Consider the following 26659-nt stretch of genomic DNA (forward strand, 5'->3'; position numbering starts at 1 on the left):
GGCCCCGCGAGGCTGCAGGCATGCCTGACGTTTCGATGCGTGATATCCAGACGGCATGAAACAACTGCGGGTACTACGGCGATGGTTTGCGCGGCGCATCGGCTACGCCCGGTTGCTGTGCCTTGCGCTGCTGATCGGGTTTGCCGCGCTTCGCGTTGCCGATCCGGCCCCCGTCGAGGAGATCCGCGTCCGGACCTTTGATGCCTTCCAGCGCATCGATCCTCGCAAGAAGACCGCGCGGCCGGTAACCATCGTCGACATCGACGAGAAGAGCCAGGCAAAGCTCGGGCAGTGGCCGTGGCCGCGCACCCGGCTTGCTGACCTCATCACCGAACTGACCCGGCTCGGCGCGGTCGTGATCGCGTTCGACGCGGTGTTTCCGGAGCCCGACCGTCTCAATCCCGCCTTGGCGGCGGACACCTTCCGCAATCTCGACGAGGAAACCCGCGCCAGGCTGCGCGCGCTGCCGAGCAACGATCAGATCTTCGCCGACGCCATCCGGCAGTCGCGGGTCGTGCTCGGCGAATCCGGCCTGCCGGAGGAAATCGCGGCCCTCGACAAGACGCTGCCGGCCACCGGGCTCGCGATGCTCGGCGAGGAGCCGCAGCGCTTCATGTTCGATTTTCCCGGCCTTTTGCGCAACGTGCCGGTGCTGGAGCACGCCGCCGCCGGACGCGGCCTGTTCACCATCAAACCCGAGCGCGATGGTATCGTGCGGCGGGTGCCGATGATCATGCTGGCGCAGGGCCAGACCATGCCCTCGCTGACATTCGAGATGCTGCGGGTCGCTAGCGGATCGGGGACCATCCTGATCAAGGCCGAAAAGGCCGGCATCAAGAGCCTCCGCGTCAAGGATTTCCAGATCCCGACCGACCATAACGGCCAGCTCTGGGTTCACTATGCCCGCAACGATGCCTCAATCTACGTCCCCGCGATCAACGTGCTGGAGAAAAACGTCGCCCCCGACATGATCGCGGGCAAGCTGGTGCTGATCGGCACCTCTGCGGTCGGCCTCACCGACATCAAGACCACGCCGGTGTCGCCCGCCATGCCCGGGGTCGAAATCCATGCCCAGGTGCTCGAAAGCGCGCTGACCGGCGCGGTCATCTCGCAGCCGAACTATGGCATCGGCGTTGAATTGGCAGCAGCGATGTTGCTCGGGCTTCTCGTGATTGTGTTTGCGCCCCTGTTCGGTCCGGTCTCGCTTGTGATCGTCGGGGGCGCGTTTGCATCCGTGCTGGTCGGAACGTCGGCGTATTTCTACGCCCAGCACCGCCTGCTGATCGATTTCACCTATCCGTTGATGTCGACCACGTCGATTTACCTCACGCTGATCTTCTCCGCCTTCGTGCGCGAGCAGGCGCAGCGCCGCCAAATCCGCTCCGCCTTCGGCCAGTATCTGTCGCCGGCCTTGGTCGAACAGCTCGCGCAGTCGCCGGAAAAGCTGGTGCTCGGCGGCGAGGAGCGCGAGATGACCATCATGTTCTCCGACATGCGCGGCTTCACCTCGATCTCGGAGACCTACAAGAACGACCCGCAGGGCCTGACGGCGCTGATGAACCGTTTCCTGACGCCGCTGACCAACGCCATCCTCGACCGCAAGGGCACCATCGACAAATATATGGGCGACGCCATCATGGCGTTCTGGAATGCGCCGCTCGACGACAAGGACCACGAGCTCAATGCCTGCGAAGCAGCGCTCGACATGCTGGATCGCGTCGATGAGCTCAACCAGGCGCGCGAGCAGGAGGCCAAGCAAGAGGGACGTCCGTTCATTCCGCTCAATGCCGGCATCGGGCTCAATACCGGCACCTGCGTGGTCGGCAACATGGGTTCCGACCAGCGCTTCGACTATTCGGTGTTCGGCGACAGCGTCAATCTCGCCTCGCGCCTCGAAGGGCAGTCGAAAGAATATGGTTTTCCGATCATTGTCGGCTCCAAGACCGCGCTCGCGGTCAAGGACAAGTTCGCCATTCTCGAGCTCGACTTCATCATGGTGAAAGGCAAGAAGGAGCCGGAGGTGATCTACGCCATCGCCGGCCGCGAGGACACTGCGCAGTCCGGCCGCTTCCAGCGCCTGCGCAACCTGACGATCGAGATGCTCGCCTGTTACCGCAACCGCGACTGGGACGGCGCGCTCGCAGCCATCGCGCGTGGCCGCAAGACCGACGAGGCAAATTCGCTGGAGCTGCTCTACAACCTCTACGAAGCACGCATCCGCGGCTATCTCGAAGACCCGCCGCCGGAAGACTGGAACGGCGCCTTCGCGCTGCTGACGAAGTAGCTTTCGTAGGGTGGGCAAAGCGAAGCGTGCCCACCATTCCTTGCGGAGGGCTGATGGTGGGCACGGCGCTGCGCGCCTTTGCCCACCCTACAATTCCTGCCCTAACCCGATCTGCGTCAGATATTGCGTTCGCAGGGACGACAGCGAGAGCTACTCCAGCCCGATCTGCGTCAGATCCTGGAACCAGTGCTGCGCCTGCACGAACTTCTTCACCTTCGGCGACAGCGCATGCGGGTTGGTGTCGTGTACAACCCATACCAGCGTGGCGTCGTCGACGATCTGCGCGTGCGCCTGCGCCAGTAGCTCGTCCTGCTTGGCCACATCAAAAGTCTGCTTGGCCTCATCGATCAGCGCGTCGACCTTCGCACTTCTGTAGCCGCCCCAGTTGACGCCGACAGGCGCAATCTGGCCCGAGTGGAAGAAGCGGACGATGGCGTAGAGCGGGTCTGAGGTGACATAGGCGATGTTGTTGGAGGTGATGCCGGCGTTTATCTCGTCGGCCGCGCCCTTGCGCCAGGCCGTGTATAACGTCTCGAGCTCGACCACCTTGAAGTCGATCTCGATGCCGATCTCCTTGAAACTCTGCTGCAGGAATTCGTTCATCGGCAGCGACAGCATCTGTCCGGTGCCGCCCTGCGCGATGACGAAGGTGGTCTTCAGCGGCTTCTCCTTCGAATAGCCCGCCTCCTGCACCAGCTTCTTCGCCGCCGCGACATCATATTTCAGCTCGAAGGACGGTTTGCCAAACCACGGGCTCGACGGGTCGACCTGGCCCTTGGCGGGTTTCGCCAGACCGTTCATCAGCCCGACCACCGCCTCGCGGTCGATCGCGAGGTTGAGCGCCTTGCGCAGGCGGATGTCGGTCCAGGGCGAGCCGGGCAACACGCTCAAATGATAATTCCAGACATGCGGCGTGACGTTGTCGACGATCTTCATGCCGGCGGATTTGAGCTGCGGCACCGCATCCGGCGCCGGGGTCTCGATCAGGTCGACCTGGCCGGCCAATAGCGCGTTGGTGCGCGTCAGCGCTTCCGGCATCGGGATCAGCACGATCTTGTCGGCCTTCGGAAGCCGCTTCTTGTCCCAATAGTCGGCATTCCTGGTCAGCTCGGCGAGTTCGCGCGGCACGAGTTTTGTCAGTTTGAACGGCCCGGTGCCGGAGGGCTGGCTCGCGAACTTGTCCCAATCCTTGCCGAGCTTTTCATATTGCGCCGGGCTGGAAACCAGAAACCACAGCATCTGGTACGGAAAGAAGGAGTCGACCGTCTTGGTCGTGATCTCGATGGTGTCGTCGTCGATCTTGGCGTAGCTCGCGACCGACGGCAGGCGGGTCTTCACCTGCGCGCTCTGCCGCTTGTCGAACTGCGGTGCCTTGTCGTTGAGCACCTTGTCGAGATTCCAGATCACCGCGTCGGCATTGAATTCGCTACCGTCGTGAAACCTGACGCCCTTGCGGAGCGAAAAGCGCCATTTCTTCTTGTCTTGCTCGTCCACCTTCCATTCGGTCGCGAGCCCCGGCACCAGCTTGCCGGGCCGGTCGGCCACGTCCATCTCCCAGGCGACCAGCGGATCGTAGATCGTATAGGCAGAAAACTGGTAGGCGCCGGCGCCGCGGTCGGGCTGACCTGTGGTCAGCGGGATGTCCGCCATCGAAATGCCGTAGCGCACAACGGTCTCGGCCTGCGCTGAAATCGCGGAGATGCCAAGAGCCAAACCTGCGGCTAGAGTTGCGGCAGGAAGAAGCATCGAATTTCGGGTGCGCATGAATTAGGCTCCATCGGGCAGGTTTGGAGCTAAAAATGCAAGCTTGGTGCCAGCTTAGGCATCCGACATGACTTGCATGCGCGCTTCACAAGGAGTTGTGCAGTCAAACGCATAGCCCGGAGGGAAGCTTGCCGTTTGGCACAGGCGTTGCATACGGTTGCATAAGAATTAGTCACCAGGCGTTGAAAAGGGGATTGCTGCAAATGCGTAACGACAAATCGAAGAAGACGGCCACCGCGTGGCTGCTGGCAACGGCGCTGGTGGTCGGGTTGCCGCAACTCGCAAGCGCCGAAACCGTGCTGCGGATCGGCATGACGGCTGCGGATATTCCACGCACCCTTGGCCAGCCCGATCAGGGTTTCGAGGGCAACCGCTTCACCGGGTTGACCATGTATGACGGCCTGACGATGTGGGACCTCTCGTCCCGCGACAAGGCGAGCGTCATGATTCCGGGCCTCGCGACCGAGTGGAAGGTGGACGAGGCCGACAAGAAGAAGTGGACCTTCAAGCTGCGCCCGGGCGTCAAATTCCATGACGGCTCGCCATTCAACGCCGACGCCGTGGTCTGGAATGTCGAGAAGGTGCTGAAGCAGGATGCGCCGCATTTTGACGCCAGCCAGGTCGGCGTCACCGCCTCGCGCATGCCGACGCTGGCCTCCGCACGCAAGATAGACGACATGACGGTGGAATTGACCACCAAGGAGCCGGACAGCTTTCTGCCGATCAACCTGACCAACCTTTTCATGGCGAGCCCTGCCAAGTGGCAGGCGTTCTATGACAAGGCGGAAGGCGCCGACGCCAAGGCGAAATCGCAGGCCGCCTGGGCCGCGTTCGCCAGGGACGCCTCGGGCACCGGCCCGTGGAAGATGTCGAAGTTCACGCCGCGCGAGCGGCTCGAGCTCGTGAAGAACGAAGGCTATTGGGACAAGGGCCGCGTGCCCAAGGTCGATCGGATGGTGCTGCTGCCGATGCCGGAGGCCAATGCCCGCACCGCGGCCTTGCTGTCCGGCCAGGTCGACTGGGTCGAGGCGCCCGCGCCCGACGCGGTCAGGGAGATCAAGCAGCGGGGCTTCCAGCTCCAGGCCAATGAATCGCCGCACGTCTGGCCATGGCAGTTTTCGCGTATTGAAGGCTCGCCCTGGAACGACATCCGCGTCCGCAAGGCCGCCAATCTCTGCGTCGACCGCGAAGGGCTCAAGGAGGGGCTGCTCGCCGGCCTGATGGTGCCGGCCACCGGCACGTTCGAGCCCGGCCATCCCTGGCGCGGAAAGCCGACCTTCGAGATCAAGTATGACCTGAAGGCCGCTCAGAAGCTGATGCAGGAGGCGGGCTACGGCCCGAACAAGAAGCTGACGGTGAAGACACAGACTTCGGCGTCGGGATCGGGCCAGATGCAGCCGCTGCCGATGAACGAATATCTGCAGCAGGCACTGGCGGAATGCTATTTCGACGTTCAGCTCGACGTCATCGAGTGGAACACGCTGTTCACCAACTGGCGCCGCGGCGCCAAGGATCCGACCGCCAACGGCGCCAACGCCACCAACGTCACCTACGCGGCGATGGATCCGTTCTTCGCACTGGTGCGCTTCCTGCAATCGTCGATGGCGCCTCCCGTCTCGAACAATTGGGGCTACATCAACAATCCCAAGTTCGACGAGCTGGTGACCAAGGCGCGCCAGACCTTCGATCCGGCCGCACGTGACGCGGCCCTGGCCGAACTGCACGCGGCCTCGGTGGACGATGCGGCATTCCTCTACGTCGCCCACGACGTCTCTCCGCGCGCCATGAGCCCGAAGGTGAAAGGCTTCGTGCAGCCGAAGAGCTGGTTCGTCGACTTCTCGCCGGTGTCGATGGCGCCGTGAGTCCAGGAGCGTAACGCTTGCTGACCCTCTCCCCTTGTGGGAGAGGGTGGATCGAATGAGCGGAGCTCATTCGAGACGGGTGAGGGGTTCTTTCCGCGGATGTGCCTCCCTCATCTGAATTGATCATGTCCGCGGATAGAACCCCTCATCCGGCGCGGACCAAAGTCCGCGCCACCTTCTCCCACAAGGGGAGAAGGGAAGAAGAGAGTCGCTCGTGTTCGCTTACATTGCCCGGCGTATCGTCTACGTCGTTCCGATCGTGATCAGCGTCGCGCTGGTGTGCTTCCTGCTGGTGCACATCACGCCCGGCGATCCCCTGGTCGCGGTGCTGCCGGCGGATGCGTCGCAGGAACTTGCGGCGCAACTGCGCACCGCTTACGGCTTCGACCGGCCGCTGCCGGTGCAATTCGGCCTGTGGCTATGGCGCGCGCTCCATGGCGATCTCGGCAGCTCGATCGCGACCGGCCGCCCGGTGCTGTCGGAAGTCCTGCGCGCTGTCGGCAACACCGTCACGCTTGCGGTTGCCGCCGCGCTGATCGGCTTCACGCTCGGGCTGATGTTCGGCCTGATCGCCGGCTATTTCCGCGACACCTGGATCGACAAGGTCGCGACCTCCATCGCGATCGCCGGCGTCTCGGTGCCGCATTACTGGCTCGGCATGGTGATGGTCATCATCTTCTCGGTGCAGCTCAACTGGCTGCCTGCGGTCGGCGCCGGTCCCGGCGGCTCCGGTTCGTGGGGCTGGGACTGGGAGCACATGAAATACCTGATCCTGCCGGCGATCACGACCGCGGTGATCCCGATGGGCATCATCACCCGCACCGTCCGCGCGCTGACCGGCGACATCCTGAGCCAGGATTTTGTCGAAGCGTTGCGCGCCAAAGGGATGCGCGAATTGGACGTGTTCCGCCACGTCATCAAGAACGCCGCGCCCACTGCGCTTGCGGTGATGGGCCTGCAATTGGGTTACATGCTCGGCGGCTCGATCCTGATCGAGACCGTGTTCTCGTGGCCTGGCTCGGGCTTGCTGCTCAATTCCGCGATCTTCCAGCGCGACCTGCCGCTGCTGCAGGGCACGATCCTGGTGCTGGCGCTGTTCTTCGTCACGCTCAATCTGCTGGTCGATATCGCGCAGGCCGCGATCGACCCGCGCATCAAGCGGGGTTAGAGCATGATCCGGAAAAGTGGACACCGGTTTTCCCTCGCGACAAACGCGGAACGCGTTTGCGCGGAGATCATGCTCCAGCAAAGAGTCTTTGCATGACCGTGATGTCTGATACCGCCCTGCAAGCCGCGCCCGCGACCAAGGCGCGTGGCTATTGGGCCACCGTCGGCCGCCGCATCGCGCGCGACAAGGTCAGCATGGTCTGCGCCTTCGTGCTGGTGCTGATCTTCGCCTCCGCACTTCTTGCGCCGTGGCTCGGCCTTGCCGATCCCTATCAGGGCTCGATGATCCGCCGGCTTCGCCACATCGGCACGCCGAACTATCCGCTCGGCACCGACGAGCTCGGCCGCGACATGCTGGCGCGGCTGATCTATGGCGGAAGGCTGTCGCTGATCATCGGCATCCTGCCGGTGATTTTCGCCTTCGTGATCGGCACCTCGCTTGGTCTCGTCGCCGGCTATGTCGGCGGCCGGCTCAACACCGCGATCATGCGCACCATCGACGTGTTTTATGCCTTCCCCTCGGTGCTGCTGGCAATCGCGATCTCGGGTGCGCTGGGCGCGGGTATCGTCAATTCCATCGTCTCGCTGACCATCGTGTTCGTGCCGCAGATCACCCGCGTCGCCGAAAGCGTCACCACCGGCGTGCGCAACATGGATTTCGTCGAAGCCGCGCGCGCCTCCGGCGCCGGGCCCTTCACCATCATGCGCGTTCATATGCTGGGCAATGTGCTCGGCCCGATCTTTGTCTACGCCACCGGCCTGATCTCGGTCTCGATGATCCTCGCCGCTGGACTGTCATTCCTCGGCCTCGGCACAAAACCGCCGGAACCGGAATGGGGCTTGATGCTGAACACGCTGCGCACCGCGATCTATATCAATCCCTGGGTGGCGGCGCTGCCGGGCGTCATGATCTTTGCGGTGTCGATCTGCTTCAATCTTTTGAGCGACGGCATGCGCAGCGCCATGGATATCAGGAACTGACGCAATGAGTGAGACGAGCCCGTCAGTTGGACATCTGGAACAGGTCGAAGACGTCGGCGGCGCGGCGCAACCGCTGCTGCAGGTCACCGGCCTGACAAAGCATTTCCCGGTGCGCGGCGATCTGTTCAGCCCTCGTAAAACGGTGCGCGCTGTCGATGATGTGTCGTTCTCGATCGCCAAGGGCGAAACGGTCGGCATCGTCGGTGAATCCGGCTGCGGCAAGTCGACCACGGCGCGGCTGTTGATGCATCTGATGAAGCGCGACGCCGGCGACATCGTCTATGACGGCATGCAGGTCGGCCGCGCGCTGTCCCTGCGTGAATTGCGTCGCGGCATGCAGATGGTGTTCCAGGACAGCTATGCCTCGCTCAATCCGCGCCTGACCATCGAGGAATCGATCGCCTTCGGTCCCAAGGTGCACGGCATGGCCGACGCAGCCGCGCGCACGCTGGCGCGCGAGCTGCTCGGCAAGGTGGGTTTGCGGCCCGAAACTTTCGCCAACCGCTACCCGCACGAAATTTCCGGCGGCCAGCGCCAGCGCGTCAACATCGCGCGTGCGCTGGCGTTGTCGCCGCGGCTGGTGATCCTCGATGAAGCGGTGTCTGCGCTCGATAAATCGGTCGAAGCCCAGGTGCTCAATCTGCTCGCCGACCTCAAGCGCGAATTCGGCCTGACTTATCTCTTCATCAGCCACGATCTCAACGTGGTTCGCTACATCTCGGACCGCGTGCTGGTGATGTATCTCGGCGAAGTGGTCGAACTCGGCCCGGTCGACAGGGTCTGGGATGCGCCGGCACATCCCTACACGCGGGCGCTCTTGGCGGCCATGCCGTCGTCCGACCCTGATAACCGCACCGAGACGCCGCCGATCTCCGGCGATCCGCCCAATCCGATCGACCCGCCGTCGGGGTGCCGGTTTCACACCCGTTGTCCGTTTGCGGAGCCGCTCTGCGCAAATGCGACGCCAAAACTCAGCGATGTCGATACAATGGGCCATCAGGCGGCGTGCTACATGGCCATACCCGGCTCCGGGCACAGCCGCGCATCGGCCAAAGAAAATACCAAGAAAAGTGACATGGGAGTTACTGCTGCATGACAAGACCCGATCCCAAGCAGGTCAAGGTAATGACCGACGTCGCCGGCGTGCCGCAGGATGCGGAAGTTTCCGCGCGCATCGCCAACTCCATCGGCCCGGCCTTTGACGGCTTTGCGCCCGTTGCCGGCACGCTGCCGATGGATCTTGAGCCGGCGAGCTTCCTGCTGGTGCAGAACGCGAAGGTGTCGAAATGAGCGGCGAACCGGCCTTGATGTCAGCGGTCGCGGTCGCCAAGGCGATCGCCGGCAAGAAGTTGTCCTCGCGCGAAGTGACGCAATCCTGCCTCGACCGCATCGCGCAATGGCAACCACGCGTCAACGCCTTCATGACGATCGAGGCGGAGGAGGCACTTGCCGCGGCTGATGCCGCCGACGCCGCGCTCGCCAAAGGCAAGAATTTTGGCCCGCTGCATGGCGTCCCGATGGCGCACAAGGACATGTATTACGAGGCCGGCAAGGTCGTCACCTGCGGCTCCAAAATCCGGCGCGATTTCGTCGCGACGACGACCTCGACCGCGCTGCAGCGCCTGAAGGACGCCGGCTCCGTCAGGCTTGGCTCGCTGCAGATGGTCGAGTTCGCCTACGGGCCGACCGGCCACAACGTGCATTACGGCGCGGTGCGCAACCCCTGGAATGTCGATCACATCACCGGCGGCTCGTCGTCCGGCTCGGGCTCCGCGGTCGCGGCGCGGCTGACCTTTGCTGCACTGGGCTCCGATACCGGCGGCTCGATCCGGATGCCCGCGCATTTCTGTGGCGTCACCGGTTTCAAAACCACCGTCGGCCTGATCAGCCGCGCCGGCGCGATGCCGCTGTCGCAATCGCTCGACACCGTCGGGCCGCTGGCGCAGACGGTCGAGGACTGCGCGCTGCTCGTAGGGCTGATGGCGGGCGCCGATCCCGAAGACCCGACCACGTCCACGCGGCCGGTGCCGAACTACATGGCAGCCACGAACGGCTCACTCAGGGGCCTCAAGATCGGCGTACCGACCGCTTTCTATGTCGACGATCTCGATTCCGAAGTGGCGCGCGTGCTCGACGAGACCATCGCCACGCTCCAGGGCGAGGGCGCCGAAATCGTCAAGGTCGAACTGCCGGACCAGCGCCAGCTCACGGCTGCCTGCCAGATCGTGCTCGCCACCGAGGCGGCTGCCTTCCACAAGCGCTGGATGATCGAGCGTCCCCAGGATTACGGCGGTCAGGTGTTGATGCGGCTGCAGAACGGGCTCGCCATTCCGGCCGTGACCTATCTCGAAGCGATGCGCTGGCGCGGTCCGGCGCTGGCCGCCTACCTCGCGGCGGTCGAAGGCGCCGACGCCGTGATCGCGCCGGTGGCCCCGATGCCCGCCGCGACCATTGCCGAGAGCGATGTCGGCAACAGCCTGGAGGCGGAAGCCGTGATCCAGCGCATCACGCGCTTCACCCGCCCGATCAATTATCTCGGCCTACCGTCGCTTTCGATTCCCGCGGGCTTCACCAAGAAGGGGCTGCCGGTCGGCATGCAGTTGATCGGCCGCCCCTTCGACGAGGCCGGGCTGGTGCGGATCGGCGCGGCGTTCCAGCGCGTCACCGACTATCACCAGCAGGTACCCGAACTGGCATGAGCAACCTCGTCGATATCCGCGACCTCAACATCCGCTTCACCGGCGAACGTACGGTTCATGCCGTCAACGACATTTCGCTCTCGCTCGGTGAGGGCGAGGTGCTCGGCCTGCTCGGCGAATCCGGCTCGGGAAAAAGCGTGACGCTGCGCGCGCTGATGCGGTTGTTGCCGAAGAAGCGGACGCAGATTTCGGGCACCGTGAAGGTGTTGGGACGCGACGTGCTCGCAATGAACGACGAGGAGCTGTCGGCGTTTCGCGGCCAGACCGTCTCGATGATCTTTCAGGAGCCCGCGCTGGCGCTCGACCCCGTCTACACGATCGGCCGCCAGATCGCGGAAACCGTGATCCGCCACGAAGGCAAGAGCGAAAAGGAGGGATTCGCGCGCGCGCTGGAAATGCTGGAGGTGGTGCGGATTCCCTCCGCCAAGCGCCGCTTGGAGGCCTATCCGCACGAAATGAGCGGTGGCATGCGGCAGCGCGCCATGATCGCGCTGGCGCTGGCCTGCAAGCCGAAAATACTGCTGGCGGACGAGCCGACCACGGCGCTGGACGCCACCGTGCAGATTCAGATCCTGCTGCTGCTGCGCGAATTGCAGCGCGAGTTCGGGATGTCCGTGATTTTCGTGACCCACGATATCGGCGTCGCCATCGAAATCTGCGACCGCGTCGCGGTCATGTATGCCGGCCAGATCGTGGAGCAGGGCCCCTTGCGCGACATCGTCCGCACCCCGGTGCATCCCTATGCCAAGGGGCTGTTGGCCGCGACCGTCCACGGCGCCAAGCGCGGCCAGCGGCTGGAGACCATCCCGGGCACGCCGCCCTCGCTCGACAAGGTGCCCGTCAGTTGTTCGTTTGCGCCGCGCTGCACGGTTGCGCAGCCGCGCTGCAGCGAGCGTCTGCCGCCGAATGTGCAGGTATCGCCGGATCGAACGGCCCGCTGCGTGCTGGCGGAGGCGGCGGAAGTTTCTGCGGCTAATTGAAGTGAAGCGGCTTCTGGCTGCGTTCCCCGGATGTTGCGCAACGCGCCGCACTTGCGGCGTGGCGCGCTGCTGATCCGGGGCCCAGTTGTTGCGGCACTGGGTCCCGGCTCAGCATCGCATCACTGCGTGACGCGCCGCGTCCGGGACATGAGAGAATCCTACCCGCCCAATCCGGGATCGGCCCAGCGTTCTATCTGTGACGGCCCAACGACCTGCTTCGGCTGATGCGGATTGAGCGTGCCGGCGCTGGCGGACCAGCCCTTGGCCAAAATTTGCATTGCAAACAGCTTGGCGTCGATTTCAGATTTGAAGGTGCGGGTCGAGCGGGCCATGCTCTCCGCAGTATTGTCCGTCTTGTCCGGACCGAAAGTCACATACCAAATATCGCCCTGTTTCATGCCGACATAACGCGCGTGACATAAAAAAGTTCACTTCGCACGTGCAGTTGACCGGCGGGCGGATTGCGGCTCGTCACATCGGACAATCGTGGATAGGCTGTCGTACGGCCTGCGCCGCAAAACCGGGGGCTTCACATGCAGATTTCCAACGAAGGCATTCTCGTCATTCTGTTTGTCGGCCTGGTGGCCGGCTGGCTCGCCGGCAAGATCGTGCGCGGCACCGGCTTCGGCATCATCGGCGATATTCTCGTGGGCATCGCCGGCGCGCTGCTTGCGAGCCTGCTGTTTCCCAGGCTCGGCATCCGTCTCGGCACCGGACTGGTATCCGAGATCGTCTACTCCACCATCGGCGCCGTCATATTGCTCGTGGTCGTGCGGCTGCTCCGCACCGGCAGGCGGTGGTAGTTCGCGTTATTTCGCCTGCGCCACTGCGTCGACGACCCAGCGCCGCACTGCGGCGATCCGGCGGTCGCGCGCCTGTTCGGTGCGGGAGACGAGATAGATCGTCTCGCTATGCGTGGCCTCGAATGTAAACGGCGCAACCAGCTTCTTACCGAAGCCGGGCCGCGCCTTGATCAGCGGCGACATCGCGAGCGTCACGCCGAGTCCGTGTTCGGCGGCCTCCAGCATCGCCGGCACGCTGTCGAGCCAAAGATGTCCGCGCGGGCTGAGGTGTTGAAGCCCGGCCTCGCGCAGCCAGACCGACCAGGCGCGCGGCTGCGTCGTCAGGTGTATCAGCACCTGCCGTGACAGATCTTCCGGCTGCTTCAATCCCGCCTTGACCAGCGCTGGCGCGCAGACCGGCAAACCCTTCACGGCGACCAGCGGCTCGAATTTCAGCCCGGCCGAATGCTCGCGGCCGTAGCGGATCGCAACATCGACGCGCGAGGCGTTGAAGTCGGCATATTGATGCGTGGCCTCGATGCGCAGCGCAAGCTGCGGATTGCGCCGCTTGAATTCCGGCAGCGCCGGAATCAGCACGGCGGAAGTAAAGAACGGCAGCGAACTGATCCACAGTTCGGCATTGGCATCGCGGCGATGGCGCAGCATGTCGCGGCTGGCATCCTGCAGCGCCGCCAGCGCGGCCGAAATTTTTGCGAAATAGCGTTCGCCATCGGCGGTCAGCCGCACCGAACGTGCGCCGCGGACGAACAGTTTTGTGCCGAACTGCTCTTCCAGTCCGCGAATCTGGTGGCTGATCGCGGATGGGCTGAGCGAAAGGTCGCGCGCTGCGCGGCGAAAGCTCAGTTGCGAAGCGGCGCGCTCGAATGCCAGCAATGCGGTTAGGGGCGGGATCGCGCGCAGCGGGGGAGGCGGTGCTTCAAATGATTGAATATCGTTCATCTGAGGTGAGAAAATCCCTTTTGTGGAAGGCCTTGGCTTCCATCAAGCTAGCTCAACGTTCAGTATTCCTCATCTCAGGACTCCGCACCGTTGGCAATCTTCGAGCTCGTAGGCGCTAATCGCTGGCAACCCACGCCGCTCGCCGCGGGTCCCTTCGCGGGCCTGCAGGGCGGGGCGGTCGCAAGCCTATTGACGGCAGAGATCGAGGCGCTCGCGCCTGCGCGAAAATGGGGCACGGCGATCGCGTCGTCGGCCTGGTTTCTGCGGCCGACGCCGATGACGGGATTGCGAACCCAACTTTCGGTCGTAACCGAGGGCGGCCGCGTCAGCGTGATCGACAACACGCTGTGGCCGGTGGATGATGATCAGCCCTGCGCCACAGTGCGGGTGACGCTATCGCGCGAACGCGCGGTCGATGTCCCCGGGTTCACCGAGCCCGTGGGCGCGGTCGCCGACCCCACTCGGTTTCCGATCCGCACCAGGCGGGCGGCACATGGCCGGCCCTGGTTCATGGAGGCGATGGAGGCGCGCGAAGGTGATGGCGTCGCCTGGTTTCGCATGAATCAGGCGGTCATTGATGGCGCAGGATCCTTGTCAAAGGCGCCATTGTCCGCGGTGCTCGGCCCGGCAGACTGGACCCATGGCATCGCCCGCCCGTTCCAGGATGTGGTGGCGGATCCGAACCCCGATCTGACGGTTCAATTGTTCCGCCAGCCGGCCGGCGAATGGGTCGGCATTCGCGCACAAGCCAGGTGGCGGCCGGCGGCCGGGTTAGGAACCGGTAGCGGCGTCCTGCTCGACATCCATGGCGAGATCGGCCGGGTCTCGATGTCGGTGATTCTGGTGCCGTTTCCGCCGCAAATGAAGTCCGCGCCCGCCGAAGGACTGGCGCCGGCGTCAAATTAGCTGCCCCAAACTCGCCAACTTCTCTCGTCACCCCCTTCATGGGGGGTGAACTGGACGTAGGTTAACGTGACTTAAAATGGACGGTGTCTAAAAACACCGGTAAAACCAGCACGTACCCTATCCTTTTGAAGAGATTCGCATAAATGGCAGCCGCTCCCGTCCGGCGTTCCGAGCTCGGTGAAGCGCTGCGCGCGTGCCGCAACGCCTTTATCGGCGTCGGCGTCATGAGCTGCATGATCAATCTGCTGTATCTCACCGGCTCGATTTTCATGCTGGAGGTCTACGACCGCGTGCTGCCCAGCCGCAGCGTGCCCACCCTGGTCGGCCTCGTGATTCTTGCGGCCGGGCTCTACATCGCGCAAGGCGGTCTCGATCTGATCCGCGGGCGAATTCTCGGCCGGATCGGCACCGCGCTCGATGAGGCCATCAATGCGCGCGTGTTCGAGACCGTGGTGCGCCTGCCACTGATGGTCGGCAGCCGCAACGAGGGCCTGCAGCCGCTGCGCGATCTCGACAATGTCAGGTCGTTCCTCGGCAGCATGGGGCCGGGCGCGTTCTTCGATCTGCCGTGGCTGCCGTTCTATCTCGCGATTTGCTTTCTGTTCCACTGGCTGCTCGGCATCACCGCTTTGGTCGGCGCCGTCATTCTGGTGGCGCTGACGCTGATCACCGAGTTCCTGTCGCGCGCACCGGCCAAGGAGGCGATGACGTTGGCGGCGCGGCGCAGCGATCTCGCCGCCACAAGCCGGCGCAACGCCGAAGTGCTGGTGGCGATGGGCATGTCCGGACGCCTGATGAAGCGCTGGGGCGAGGCCAACGAGACCTATCTGGCCGGCAATCAGCGCGCGAGCGACATCGCCGGCGGTCTCGGCGCGGTCGCCAAGGTCCTGCGTATGATGCTGCAATCGGCGGTGCTCGCGGTCGGCGCCTACCTCGTGATCCATCAGGAAGCCACCGCCGGCATCATCATCGCGGGCTCGATCCTGGCCGCCCGCGCGCTGGCCCCGGTCGACCTCGCCATCGCCCACTGGAAAGGCTTTGTCGCCGCGCGCCAGAGCTGGCACCGCCTCTCCAAACTGCTGGAGCAGATCCCGCCGGCGAACCAGCAGACCCTGCTGCAGGCGCCGACCAAGCGGCTGTCGGTCGAGGCAGTCAGCATCGTGCCGCCGGGCGATCAGCGCGTCATCGTGCAGGACGTCAGCTTCGCCGTCGAGGCCGGGTCCGGCGTCGGCGTCATCGGTCCGAGCGGCTCCGGCAAGTCGTCGCTGGTGCGCGCGCTGGTCGGCGTCTGGACGCCCGCCCGCGGCAAGGTGCGGCTCGATGGCGCGGCGCTCGACCAATGGTCGTCGGACGTGCTCGGCCGCCACATCGGCTATCTGCCGCAGGACGTCGAATTGTTCGCCGGCACAGTGGCGCAGAACATCTGCCGCTTCGACCCCGAGGCCAAATCGGAGGCGATCATTGCCGCCGCCAAGGACGCCGGCGTGCACGAGATGATCATCAAGATGCGCGAGGGCTACGATACCCAGATCGGCGAGCAGGGCACTGCGCTGTCGGCCGGGCAGGCGCAGCGCGTGGCGCTGGCGCGCGCGCTCTATGGCAATCCGTTCCTGATCGTACTCGACGAGCCGAACTCCAATCTCGACAGCGAGGGCGACGAGGCGCTGACCCGCGCTGTGCGCGCCGCCCGCGAGCGCGGCGCCATCGTGGTCGTGGTGGCGCACCGGCCGATCGGCATCGAGGCGGTCGATCAATTGTTGGTCTTGAAGGACGGCCGCATGCAGGCGTTCGGACCAAAGGAAACCGTGCTTGGCCAGGTACTGCAGCGCGTCCCGTCGCCGCCGCCGATCAAGATCGTGTCCGAAGCAGGAGCTACGAAAAAATCATGACCGCGGAGCTGAAAGGCGCGCGCCGCTCGATACGCTCGCATCTCATCGTCGGTCTTGCGCTGATGCTGGTTCTCGCCGGCGGATTCGGCGGCTGGGCCTCGACGGTGCAGATTTCCGGCGCGCTGATCGCGCCGGGCTCGGTGGTGGTCGATTCCAACGTCAAGAAGGTACAGCACCCGACCGGCGGCGTGGTCGGCGAGGTCCGGGTGCGCGATGGCGATGTGGTCAAGGCGGGCGACGTCGTGGTGCGGCTCGACGAGACCGTGGTCAAGGCGAGCCTTGCCATCGTGGTCAAGACGCTGAACGGCTTGTGGGCGCGGGCGGCGCGGCTGGAGGCCGAGCAGCGCGGCCTCGACAAGATCAAGTTCCCGTCGCAGCTCTCCGATCGCGCCGACGATCCCGACGTCCGCGACATCATCGCGAGCGAAACCAAACTGTTCGAGGTTCGCGTGTTCGGGCGCGCCGGGCAGAAGTCGCAATTGCGCGAACGCGTGGCACAGCTCAACGAGGAAATCGCCGGCCTCACCGCGCAGGAACAGGCCAAGGAAAAGGAAATCGCGCTGGTCGAGAAAGAGCTGGTCGGCGTCCGCCAGCTCTACGAGCAGCGTCTGATCCAGATCTCGCGCCTGACGGTTTTGGAGCGCGATCTCGCCCGGCTGTCGGGCGAGCGTGCGCAATACATCGCCGCGCGCGCGCAGGCGAGGGGCAAGATCACTGAAACCGAGCTGCAGATCATCCAGATCGACAAGGACGTCGTCAGCGAAGTCTCCAAGGACCTGCGCGAGACCAACGACAAGATCGGCGAGTTCGTCGAGCGCAAGGTCACTGCGGAAGATCAACTGCGTCGCATCGATATCCGCGCGCCGCAGGACGGCGTCGTGCTGCAGTCGACCGTCCACACCGTCGGCGGCGTCATCACTGCGGGCGACGCCATCATGATGATCGTGCCGAAGGCCGACGATCTCTCGGTCGAGGCCAAGGTCAATCCGCAGGACATCGACAAGCTGCAGATCGGCCAGAAGACGCTTCTGCGGCTATCTGCCTTCAACCAGCGCACCACGCCGGAACTCAACGGCGTGGTGACCCGCGTCTCCGCCGACGTCACCACCGACCAGCGCACCGGCCAGAGCTACTACACCATCCGCGTCTCGATGCCGCCGGACGAAGTCGCTCGCCTTGGCGAGGTCAAGATCATCCCGGGCATGCCGGTGGAAGCCTTCGTGCAAACCGGCGACCGCACCATGTTCTCCTACCTGATGAAGCCGTTCAGCGACCAACTGATGCGCTCGTTCCGGGAGCGGTAGTTCACCCCCGCTGTCGTTCCTGCGAACGCTACGACGCATGGGTCCCGGCTCTGCGTCGCGTCACTGCGTGCCGCGCCGCGTCCGGGACACGAAAGTTCTTGAGACAGCAGACTGTATCCGTTCCCCGGACGCAGCGCAGCGCAGCGCGTAGCGATGCGACGCAGAGCCGGGGTCCATGGGGTTACGATCACACCTACTTCGACAAATTCTCCAGCAACAAATTCAACGCCGTGCTCGCAAATTGTTGCATGTTCGCCTGCCGGTCGGCGCTGCCGGTTTCCAGTGTGAACACTTCGTTTTGCGGACCCGCTACCGCCATGCAGCTATGGCCCGCGGCATCGCCGTAGCGGTTGCCGGTTGGTCCCGTTGCGCCGGTTTCCGACAATCCCCAGTCGGTCGCAAAGCGCTGGCGGGCTTGGGCGGCGAGCAATTTCGCGTATGGTTCGGATGCCGAGCGAATGCCCGTCATCGCCTCGTCCGGGATATCCATCAGCAGCCGACGCGCGTCGCGGGTATAGACCACGGCGCCGCCGAGGAAATAGGCCGATGCGCCCGGCACCGATAACAGCGCCGCCGAGATCAGCCCGCCGGTAGAGGATTCCGCCACCGAAATCGTCTGTTTCCGCGCGATCAGTTGGGTCGCGATCTTTTCGGCGATCGTAACAAGCTCTTTCATTTCAACTCCTGCGCGCACGCCATTGATACAGTCATGCCTTCCTAACACAGGAGGGTTACGCTTGCCGAGTTGCCGCGCGCGCGCGGCCCTGATTGAATGCCTCAAACAGCCGCATCGACGCGGCCATACGAGGAAACACCATGACGTCGCCGATCGCGGGTGGCGTGGACTGCGACCTGCATCCCGCCGTTCCGCATCTGACCAGCCTGTTGCCCTACATGAACGACTACTGGCGCGACCAGGTAACGACGCGCGGCATGACCGACCTGGTGTCGCAATCCTATCCCACCCATTCGCCGATCTCGTCGCGGCCGGACTGGCGGCCGGCGCAGGGCAAGCCGGGCGCTGATCTGGCCGACATGCAGAAGCAGGCGCTCGACCGGTTCGGCGTTCGTTTCGGCATCTGCAATCCGCTCTATGGCGTGCAGATGGTGTTCTCCGAGGACATGCAGGACGCGTTCTGCCGCGCGCTGAACGACTGGTTGGCCAAAGAATGGCTCGACAAGGACGATCGGCTGCGCGGCTCGATCGTGATCCCCACGCAAAGCGTCGAGAAGTCAGTCGCGGAGATCGAACGCTGCGCTGAGGATAAGCGCTTCGTCCAGGTGCTCATGTTGGTCATGGGCGACATGCCGTTGGGCAAGCGCGCCTACTGGCCGATCTACGCCGCCGCCGAACGGCTGGGCTTGGCCGTCGGCATCCATGCCGGCAGCGCCTATCACAACCCGCCGACCTCGATCGGCTGGGGCTCCTATCACATCGAGGATTACGTAGCCCAAGCGACCGCGTTCCAGACCCAGCTCACCAGCCTGATCGTGGAGGGCGTGTTCGCCCGCCATCCGAATCTGAAAATGGTGATGCTGGAATCAGGCTTCACCTGGCTGCCGGCCTATCTCTGGCGGCTGCACAAATTCTGGCGCGGCATCCGGATGGAAACGCCGTGGGTCGATCGCGCGCCGCTGGAGATTGTGCGCAGCAACATCCGCTTCTCGCTGCAGCCGGTCGATGCGCCGCCGGATCCCGCAACCCTGAACCGCCTGTTTGACCATATGCAGTCGGACGAATTGCTCCTATTCTCGACCGACTATCCGCACTGGCAGTTCGACGGCGACGAGGTGCTGCCGCCGGGATTGTCGTCCGATCTGGTGCGCAAGATTATGATCGACAATCCGCTCGCGACCTACGGCCGATTGCAAGTAGCGAAGGAGACGACGCTATGAACGTCCAGTTTCGCCCAGAGCCTTCGTCATCCGTCAGCCTCAAGACCGCGATCGCCGATTGCGACATTCACCCGGCACGTGCCACCAAAGACGAGCTCTATCCGCTCATGGCGAAACGCTGGCACGAACATCTCGAGAGCTACGGCATCCAGGCCTATCACGGCATGATGGAGGGCCCGCCCTATCCGAAGGCGCAGCCCAACGCCTCGCGCCGCGATGCATGGCCGCCGGAAGGCGGGCCACAGGGCTCCTCGCTGTCCTTCATGCAGAAGCAGCTTCTCGATCCCTACAATGTCGCACTCGGGGTGCTCAATCCGCTCGCCACGGGGCAGGGCCTGCGCAACCAGGATCTGGCGGGCGCGATCTGCTCCGCAATCAACGACTGGCAGATCGAGAAATGGACCAGCAAGGACAAGCGCCTGAAGGCTTCGATCGTCGTTCCGAATGAGGACGGTCCTGCCGCCGCCGCCGAAATCCGCAAGCGCGCGGGCGACAAGAATTTCGTTCAGGTGCTGCTGCTCAGCCGCAATGTCGAGCCGCTCGGCCAGCGCCGCTACTGGCCGGTCTACGAGGCTGCGCAGGAGATCGGGCTGCCGGTCGGCGTGCACGCCTTCGGCTTCGGCGGCAATCCGCTCACCCCTTCCGGCTGGCCAAGCTTCTACATCGAGGAGATGGTCGGCCACTCGCAGTGTCAGCAGACCGCGCTGGCGAGCCTCGTGCTCGAAGGCGTGTTCGAACGCTTCCCGAAGCTGAAGATGGTGATGATCGAAGCCGGCTTCGGCTGGGCGCCGTCGCTGGCGTGGCGGCTCGACAAGAGCTTTGAGAAGCTGCACAGCGAAGTGCCGCATCTGAAACGAAAACCGTCGGAATATATCCGCGACCATGTCTGGTGGACCACGCAGCCGATGGAAGATCCGGAGCGCCGCGATCACCTGTTCCAGACGATCGAATGGATCGGTTGGGACAGACTGTTGTTCGCCACCGATTACCCGCACTGGGACTTTGATGAGCCGTCGCGCGTGTTGCCGGCCGGCGTCAGCGAAGCCAATCGCGAAGCGTTCTATCTCGGCAACGCGAAGAAGCTGTACGGGATCGTTTGATGGTGCGGCATGTGATTGCCCCGGTGGATGAGTTGCCGCCGGGGACGCGAAAATTCCTCGACATCGACGGCCGGCCGATCGCGATCTTCAACATCAAGGGCGAGTTCTTCGGCCTGCTGAATCGCTGCCCGCATCAGGGCGCGGCCCTGTGCGAGGGCCCGTTGATTGGCCTCGCGCAATCCTCCAACCCCGGCGAGATCGAGTATACAAAACTCGGCGAAATCATCCGCTGTCCCTGGCACGGCTGGGAATTCGACATCCGCACCGGGCAATCCTACTGCGACCCGAAACGCTTTCGCGCCCGTGCCTATCCCGTCAACGTCGAGCCGGGATCGGCCGTGGTGAAGGGCCCGTATGTCGCAGAGACCATCGCGGTCTCGGTCGAGAGCGATTACGTGGTGGTCGATTTGTAACGGCCTTCTCTCCGGCGCGTCGAAGACAGCAATTTGCAATCATCCCGCTCCATACATGCGCTTCGAGGTATGCGACTGCCATGCAAACACGCTCGGCGTGCAAAGCTGGCGGCCATTGGTGCGCCTATTGGCTTCCGTGTCCTTCCGCGGAGTGATAAGCGTTGGGACCGAACCCACTCTTCTGGGGGGAAATATCGCCATGAACGAATTTGGGTGGGCTTACATTGCTCTTTCCGACCGATCTGACCTCATTTCTCGAGCTCATCCGCCAACACGGCGATGCGGCCTACAGCCTGATGTTCGCCTATGCGGCCTCGCATAGCCTGTTGCTCGCGCTGTTCGCGGGCTACGCCGCACATTCGGGCGTGCTGGGTCTTGGTAAGCTCATCGTGGTCTGCTGGTTTGGCAGCTTCTCTGGCGACGTGATTCGCTTCTGGATCGGCCGACGTTATGGCGTCCGCTGGTTCGAACGTTTTCCGCGCATCGAGCGCACGCTGCAGACCGCAGCCCGGCTGACGGACCGTCACTACGGCTGGATGATCCTGTTTCACCGTTTCCCACACGGCGTCCGCGGGCTCGCGGGATTTGCCTACGGCATATCGCGGCTGCCCTGGTCCACTTTCCTGGCGCTCAACTTCGTTGCGGCGGGCCTTTGGTCCGGCGCCGTTGTCTCGGCCGGTTATGCCTTCGGTCAGTTCTCGGAGAAGTCGATCAACAATGCCTCTTCGGGTCTGGGTCTCGTGATGTTGGTCGCGTTCCTCGGCCTGTCCTGGTTGCTCAGCAGGAAGCTCGATCAGATCGCAGAGCGCTACTGAAGCAAGCTGCGCTCGCCTGTACTGATGTCGATGGGGCGTGCATACCGCCTCACGCCCCGTTAAATCCCCGTCGCAGCAACCCGGCCAGCGCGCCGCGCAGGCTGGCTTCATTGGCGATGTTGCCGCGTGATGTGCTGAAAAGCCGAACTACCAGCCGCTGATATTGTTCGGCCGTAGGTTCAAGGCGCGCCAGCACTGTCTCGCGGAATCGCGAGACCATGGATATGTCGGTCCATCCCAACCCTTCCAGGTGAATCTGGTAGCGCCAGCCTGCAAGCTCGAGGGCGTTGCCGGCCGGACCCGAAAAGCGCACCGAGGTCGGTGACACCGCGAGCAGGCGACACGACAGGATTTTCCCTTCGCCCGACAGCCAGGCGGGCTCATCCGTTTCGAACATGTCGCCAGGACGGGGCAATTCGAAGCAGACGAGAAACGCGATGAAGGCGATCAGCATCGCGATGCCGGCCCACAGCAGATTGAAGAAGTCGAGCGAGGAAATCTCGCTGGCTGCATAGGGCGAGATGAACGCCCAAATGATGCTGGCGGCAGAACTTGCGGCGATCAGCCCGAAGATCGCTGCAAGCCTCCAATGCACGCGTGGCGTCGAGCGGTCGCCGCCTTTGTCGGTGATCTTGAATGGGCGGCCGAACGGCTTGACGATGGCGCTCAAGAGGGTCGCGGTCACCGCAAAGCAGGTGACAGCGTGGGTGGCCTCCATGAACAACGGCAGCGTCCGCCCGCGCGAGATCCAGCCCATGTAGATGATTTGGCCGAGCAGCGCCGGCACGCCGTAGCGCAGGAAGGTGTGATAGTCGGCTTCGAAGGCGGGCAGGCCGCCGAACCAGTAGATCGTCGGCGCGATCAGCAGCAGCACCATGAATGGCTTGCTGAGCCAGTTCAGCACCCCGTGAAAATAGTGCCAGCGCTGGGTGAAGCTGAAGCCGCGGCCGAACAGCGGGCCATTGCGGAGCAGGGCGACCTGTATGGTACCAAGGCACCAGCGCGCGCGCTGGGTGATGTATTCGGGGATGCCTTCGGCCGAAAGCCCGAAGCTGAGGGGTTCGTTCAGCCACCAGGTACGGTAGCCGTGCGCGAGCATCGTGTAAGTGAGATTGATATCTTCCGAAATCGCTTGCTGCGGGAAGCCGCCGATCTCGTCAAGCCGGTCGCGGCGAACGACAAAGGAAGTGCCGACGCAGAACGCGCAGTCCCACGCGTCCTTGGCAGGCTGAAAGACGTCGAAGAAGAAGCGTTGATCGTCGACCCAGCTCTTCCCGGCGAGCAGATTGTGCTGGATCGGGTCGGCGTTATGGTAAAACTGCGGCGTCTGCACGATCGCAACCTCCGGATCGGACAACAGCAGGCCGACCGTGCGTTTCAAAAAATCCCGCCGTGGCGCAAAATCGGCGTCGAGCACCAGGATGACGGGCGCATTGGTCTCGCGCGCGGTCGCCATCAGCCCGTTATTGAGATTGCCGGCCTTGGCGCCGTTGTTGTCCGGCCGCGTCACATGACGCGCACCGACTTTTTCGCAATACTCCCGTAGCCAGTCGCGCCTGGTGTCGTCGAGTACCCAGACCGTCGCATTGGGATAGTCGAGCGCCAGCGCGCTGAGGATCGATCGTTCGAGGATTTCGAGCGGCTCATCATAGGTGCAGATGAAGATGTCGACGGCGGGGTAGCCACGCGATGCAGATAGTTCGCGTTGCGCCGCGTCGGCCTGCGCGGAGCGATCGGTGTTGCGGAACAGGATCACGATCGAGATCAGCGTGTAGAGAATGGCAAGAAGTTCAAACGAAATGAACAACCGAGGCCACAGGCTTTCGGCCGACAGCGCAAACGGCGGCAACGTATCGTTCCATCGCCAGAGCGCATAAAGGATCAGAAGGGCTGAAGTCGTGATGCCGAACAGGATACGGTCCTTGGCATGAAGCGGATCCAGCAGCCGCGCCATCACCAGAAGCCCAAGGAAGATTCCCATATCGATGGTGAGGATCGATAGGTCATCGCCGGCGCTCGGGAACATCATCGTATCTTTTCCCCGGTGAACGGATTCCAGCCCGTTTCGGCCAGCGCCGCCCATGCCGCGGCGCCGAGGTGCGGTCGGCGGTAGTAGAAGAAGTCGGGCACGGTGCCGGTGGGGTCGATCGACAACCCCGTCGTCAGTCGCGCGGTGCGTGCGGCGTTGAGCAGACCGGATCGCGTTTGATCGGCCTTCAAATTGGCCAGCAGCCGATCGCTCTGCGGTGTGTTGCCGCTGATCCGGCAGGCCAATGCCGCCTGCGCCGTTCCTTCGACCCAGATGCCGTCGCGGTCGCCGTTGAAATCGAAGCCGCCATCGACCGCCAAGTGAGTTTGCGCGAAATCAAGCGTGCTTCGCCAGGCCGCGGGCGCATCCGGTACGGCCATCCATGGCCAAAGCTGAGCGTCGAGCGCGAGCAGGCCTTCATCCGCAAGACTGCCGTCGGGTTTTGTGCCGAGCAGGAAGTGATTTCCGCGGAAGGTACGGTCGAGCAGCCGCCGGGCCTGCCCGGCCGCGTCGGCGTATTTCGGCTCGCCGGTCAGGCGGAACAGCCAGCTCGCGGCGGCGTGGACGTCGGCATTGTGCTCGGTCGACATCCAGGTGAGCGTGACCTGCTGCGGATCGTAGCCATGAACGCCGCCGCAGAACCCGTCGCCGCAGGCGGTCGTGGCGATGATCCAATCGATCAGGCTTCTGGCGTCGGCCAGATACTGCCGATCGTGCGTCGCCTGGTGCAGCGTCAGCAGCGCCAAGGCCGCCCATGCAACGTTGCCGGTCGAGGTACCGTCCTGCGCCGCATCCTCGGCCCAGATCCTGGCGTGCTCATCCCACCATCCCGGTAGATTCGGAGCCCCGTTGCCAACCGGGCCGGCGCGATAGGCGTTGCGAACCCGATGATCGTTAAACGTCCGGTCCTTGCGGGCCGCCCGGCTCAATGCGTTACCGATCGGTTTGGCATCCGGCACGTTGCCGCAGGCGATCAGCGCAATGACGGCGAGCGCGTTGTCATAGACAAACGCCGTTGTGGCAATGCCCGCCGGCAGGTTTGCTTCGTCAGCGCCGGGTTCATAGCTGCGGATGAAGACGGCATCGGCCTCGCCGGTCAGCGGTGCCACCGCCTTGTTCAGCCCGGCACAAAACGGACCGCCGCTCTTTTCCGGCTGCTTGCTCGCAGCAGGCGTCGAAGCCAGGACCATTGCACACAACGCCATTCCGATCGCGTGCTTCATCGCGATACGAGCGTGCGAGTGCGGGACCACCAGTTTTCATCGGCCTTCGACGCCTCCGGCTGGGCCATGCCGGCACGGCGTGTATCCGCATCGATCGGGTGGTTCTGCGCGGTCTCGCTGCCATCATCATGCGTCCACGAGGCCACGAGATTGCCGAGCCGCCGCCAGGTGACCGACATCGAAGGTACCATGCCGTTGTCGCGCGTGACGGTAACCCACTGGCCGACCGCGCAGGCCGCCGTATCCGAAGCCTGCGTTTCCCGCACCGGCGCGTCAGCCTCGTTCGTGGCTTCGGGCGTAATAATCGCATAGAGCTCGCGCCGTTCGGTTTGCGGAAACGGCACGGCAAAGCGCTCATCGACCTTGTCGCTGGTCTTCGGCAACACCGCGCTGACGATTCCTGTACGGAACGTACTCCCGTCGATGCGGACACGGGTGCCGGGCATCATGTTCTGTCCTTGTCGGTACGAGAAAATGGCAACCACGAAGCGCTTGTCGCAATCAACAACGGAGCTGATGGTATCGCCGGCGTTGACGTGACGCCCCATCGCTGCGCCGATAGTCAGCACCTTGCCGGAGCCGCGAGAAAGGACGTCGGCTCCTTCCAGGCTCGCAAGCCGCTTCTGCTCGGCGTCGATCAGGCGGTCCAGGTCGTTGAGGATGGCGGATTGCTGCCGCTCCTCGATCTCCATGCGCTGGGCATCGAGATCGATGTCCCGGCGCTTTTGCGCCAGATTGTTGAGCACAACCAGCTCCTCTCCGACATAGATGCCCCCGTTCAAGGCATTGAGCTGCGCAATCTTTTGATTGAGCTTGGCGCGCTCCGCGTCCGCATTGTGCATGGCCGCGGCATATTGCTGCGTGGTCGGCCTGAGCATGTCCATACTCGCCGTATTGCGCGTCACCATGTTGCTTTGCCGTTCCACCAAAACCTTCTTTTCGCCACTCTGGGCATTGGATTGCGACACGCGGGCGCGCAGCTCCTCGATCTGCGACTGGAACTGCATCTTGAGCTGCTCAGTTTGGCTGGCGAGTTCGGCCTCGAGGGAAGCAACATAGGCGCGGTCGGATGCGCCCTTTTCCCGCGTCGCGTCGAGCTTCTGACGCGCATCGGATGATTTTTCTTCCAACGAGATCAGCGTGCTGCGGTCGACCCTTGGATTGCTGATCTGCGCCAATCTGTCGCCGTCGCGAACGTCGCTTCCGGGAAGCGCCGTCAGCGTGTCGATTTCGCCGCCGATCGGTGCGGTCAGCAGCGTCACCGGCGCGTTGACAACGGCGCGGTCGGATTGATCGGCGGTAATTGGCGGAGCCACGGCCGTCACCATCAATGCCGACAACAGCCCGGCGACACCGACCGCGGAAACTCTCAGGATAGTCGGGTGGCGCCGGACTCTCGGTGGGAGGCGGTGGTGCAACCCGGAGGAACGTTCAGTCGCACCGGCGTTGAATATATGGTTCATCAGCTCTCTCTCGGTTGGTGACGCCCGAAAAAGCGCTTCCTCATGGACCGGCTCCGGTTCCTCCGGCGGCCTTGTTAATGCACTGCAAACAATGCAGGGCGCGATTGGTTCAAGTTAATTCGGGAAAAAGCTGCAGAACCTT

The 26659-nt window shown here is 63.7% G+C and carries 23 protein-coding genes; 16 read left to right on the plus strand and 7 right to left on the minus strand.

Going from position 1 to position 26659, the window contains the following annotated elements; all coding sequences use genetic code 11:
- Nucleotides 1-55 precede the first annotated feature (55 nt).
- A complete protein-coding gene (locus tag V1292_RS10890) occupies nt 56-2284 on the plus strand; it encodes a CHASE2 domain-containing protein (RefSeq protein ID WP_334372430.1) in 2229 nt (742 codons plus the stop codon).
- 150 nt (nt 2285-2434) lie between these two features.
- Here V1292_RS10890 and V1292_RS10895 read toward each other — a convergent pair whose 3' ends face one another.
- Nucleotides 2435-4048, minus strand: a complete 1614-nt coding sequence (locus V1292_RS10895; protein WP_334372432.1) for an ABC transporter substrate-binding protein — start codon at nt 4046-4048, stop codon at nt 2435-2437.
- A 203-nt stretch (nt 4049-4251) separates the two neighbouring features.
- Between V1292_RS10895 and V1292_RS10900 the strand changes: the two genes are divergently transcribed.
- From V1292_RS10900 to V1292_RS10930, 7 genes are all read left to right on the plus strand, one after another.
- Nucleotides 4252-5910: an ABC transporter substrate-binding protein gene (locus V1292_RS10900; protein WP_334372434.1), complete on the plus strand. Its 1659-nt coding sequence runs from the start codon at nt 4252-4254 to the stop codon at nt 5908-5910.
- Between the two features lie 214 nt (nt 5911-6124).
- Nucleotides 6125-7078, plus strand: a complete 954-nt coding sequence (locus V1292_RS10905) for an ABC transporter permease (RefSeq protein WP_334372436.1) — start codon at nt 6125-6127, stop codon at nt 7076-7078.
- A 101-nt stretch (nt 7079-7179) separates the two neighbouring features.
- A complete protein-coding gene (locus V1292_RS10910; RefSeq protein WP_442895609.1) occupies nt 7180-8058 on the plus strand; it encodes an ABC transporter permease in 879 nt (292 codons plus the stop codon).
- 4 nt (nt 8059-8062) lie between these two features.
- On the plus strand, nt 8063-9154 hold the full coding sequence (locus V1292_RS10915; RefSeq protein WP_334372439.1) for an ABC transporter ATP-binding protein: 1092 nt from the start codon (nt 8063-8065) through the stop codon (nt 9152-9154).
- A complete protein-coding gene (locus V1292_RS10920; protein WP_028351776.1) occupies nt 9151-9348 on the plus strand; it encodes a hypothetical protein in 198 nt (65 codons plus the stop codon). The genes V1292_RS10915 and V1292_RS10920 overlap by 4 nt, the downstream gene beginning before the upstream one ends.
- On the plus strand, nt 9345-10757 hold the full coding sequence (locus tag V1292_RS10925; RefSeq protein ID WP_334372442.1) for an amidase: 1413 nt from the start codon (nt 9345-9347) through the stop codon (nt 10755-10757). The genes V1292_RS10920 and V1292_RS10925 overlap by 4 nt, the downstream gene beginning before the upstream one ends.
- Entirely contained in the window at nt 10754-11737 is a 984-nt protein-coding gene (locus V1292_RS10930; RefSeq protein WP_334372444.1) for an ABC transporter ATP-binding protein, read from the plus strand. The genes V1292_RS10925 and V1292_RS10930 overlap by 4 nt, the downstream gene beginning before the upstream one ends.
- Nucleotides 11738-11895: 158 nt before the next feature.
- Here V1292_RS10930 and V1292_RS10935 read toward each other — a convergent pair whose 3' ends face one another.
- On the minus strand, nt 11896-12135 hold the full coding sequence (locus V1292_RS10935; RefSeq protein WP_334372446.1) for a hypothetical protein: 240 nt from the start codon (nt 12133-12135) through the stop codon (nt 11896-11898).
- 135 nt (nt 12136-12270) lie between these two features.
- Here V1292_RS10935 and V1292_RS10940 point away from each other — a divergent pair, with 135 nt between their 5' ends.
- Complete coding sequence (locus tag V1292_RS10940; RefSeq protein WP_028351772.1) at nt 12271-12540, plus strand: GlsB/YeaQ/YmgE family stress response membrane protein; 270 nt, start codon at nt 12271-12273, stop codon at nt 12538-12540.
- Between the two features lie 6 nt (nt 12541-12546).
- On the opposite strand, the gene V1292_RS10945 is transcribed toward V1292_RS10940, so the two are convergent.
- Nucleotides 12547-13479 carry a LysR substrate-binding domain-containing protein gene (locus V1292_RS10945; protein WP_334372448.1) on the minus strand — a complete coding sequence of 311 codons (933 nt, stop codon included), beginning with the start codon at nt 13477-13479 and terminating at the stop codon, nt 12547-12549.
- Nucleotides 13480-13569: 90 nt separating this feature from the next.
- On the opposite strand from V1292_RS10945, the gene V1292_RS10950 reads away from it, so the two are divergent.
- The 3 genes from V1292_RS10950 to V1292_RS10960 all read left to right on the plus strand — a co-directional run bounded on the left by V1292_RS10950 (nt 13570) and on the right by V1292_RS10960 (nt 17578).
- Nucleotides 13570-14385 (plus strand): acyl-CoA thioesterase domain-containing protein, encoded by an 816-nt coding sequence (locus V1292_RS10950; protein ID WP_334372449.1) that lies wholly within the window; start codon nt 13570-13572, stop codon nt 14383-14385.
- A 143-nt stretch (nt 14386-14528) separates the two neighbouring features.
- Nucleotides 14529-16274: a type I secretion system permease/ATPase gene (locus tag V1292_RS10955; RefSeq protein WP_334372450.1), complete on the plus strand. Its 1746-nt coding sequence runs from the start codon at nt 14529-14531 to the stop codon at nt 16272-16274.
- Entirely contained in the window at nt 16271-17578 is a 1308-nt protein-coding gene (locus V1292_RS10960; protein ID WP_334372451.1) for an HlyD family type I secretion periplasmic adaptor subunit, read from the plus strand. The genes V1292_RS10955 and V1292_RS10960 overlap by 4 nt, the downstream gene beginning before the upstream one ends.
- 193 nt (nt 17579-17771) lie before the next feature.
- Here V1292_RS10960 and V1292_RS10965 read toward each other — a convergent pair whose 3' ends face one another.
- Complete coding sequence (locus V1292_RS10965; RefSeq protein ID WP_334372453.1) at nt 17772-18254, minus strand: CinA family protein; 483 nt, start codon at nt 18252-18254, stop codon at nt 17772-17774.
- 140 nt (nt 18255-18394) lie between these two features.
- Between V1292_RS10965 and V1292_RS10970 the strand changes: the two genes are divergently transcribed.
- The 4 genes from V1292_RS10970 (at nt 18395) to V1292_RS10985 (ending at nt 21802) form a co-directional block, all read left to right on the plus strand.
- Complete coding sequence (locus V1292_RS10970) at nt 18395-19474, plus strand: amidohydrolase family protein (protein WP_334372455.1); 1080 nt, start codon at nt 18395-18397, stop codon at nt 19472-19474.
- On the plus strand, nt 19471-20574 hold the full coding sequence (locus tag V1292_RS10975) for an amidohydrolase family protein (protein ID WP_334372456.1): 1104 nt from the start codon (nt 19471-19473) through the stop codon (nt 20572-20574). The genes V1292_RS10970 and V1292_RS10975 overlap by 4 nt, the downstream gene beginning before the upstream one ends.
- On the plus strand, nt 20574-20987 hold the full coding sequence (locus tag V1292_RS10980) for a Rieske (2Fe-2S) protein (protein WP_334372457.1): 414 nt from the start codon (nt 20574-20576) through the stop codon (nt 20985-20987). The genes V1292_RS10975 and V1292_RS10980 overlap by 1 nt, the downstream gene beginning before the upstream one ends.
- Nucleotides 20988-21211: 224 nt before the next feature.
- A complete protein-coding gene (locus V1292_RS10985; protein ID WP_334372458.1) occupies nt 21212-21802 on the plus strand; it encodes a DedA family protein in 591 nt (196 codons plus the stop codon).
- A 49-nt stretch (nt 21803-21851) separates the two neighbouring features.
- Here V1292_RS10985 and V1292_RS10990 read toward each other — a convergent pair whose 3' ends face one another.
- The 3 genes from V1292_RS10990 to V1292_RS11000 are packed head-to-tail and all read right to left on the minus strand — an operon-like array spanning nt 21852 to nt 26370.
- Nucleotides 21852-23828, minus strand: coding sequence for a glycosyltransferase family 2 protein (locus V1292_RS10990; RefSeq protein ID WP_334377000.1), 1977 nt, complete (start codon nt 23826-23828; stop codon nt 21852-21854).
- The gene (locus tag V1292_RS10995) at nt 23828-25036 is read right to left on the minus strand and encodes a hypothetical protein (RefSeq protein ID WP_442895514.1); all 1209 of its coding nucleotides are present in this window, start codon (nt 25034-25036) and stop codon (nt 23828-23830) included. The genes V1292_RS10990 and V1292_RS10995 overlap by 1 nt, the downstream gene beginning before the upstream one ends.
- Nucleotides 25037-25050: 14 nt before the next feature.
- Nucleotides 25051-26370: an HlyD family efflux transporter periplasmic adaptor subunit gene (locus tag V1292_RS11000; protein ID WP_334372459.1), complete on the minus strand. Its 1320-nt coding sequence runs from the start codon at nt 26368-26370 to the stop codon at nt 25051-25053.
- Nucleotides 26371-26659 lie beyond the last annotated feature (289 nt).

This window comes from Bradyrhizobium sp. AZCC 1719 (genome assembly GCF_036924525.1).
Classification (GTDB): Bacteria; Pseudomonadota; Alphaproteobacteria; order Rhizobiales; family Xanthobacteraceae; genus Bradyrhizobium.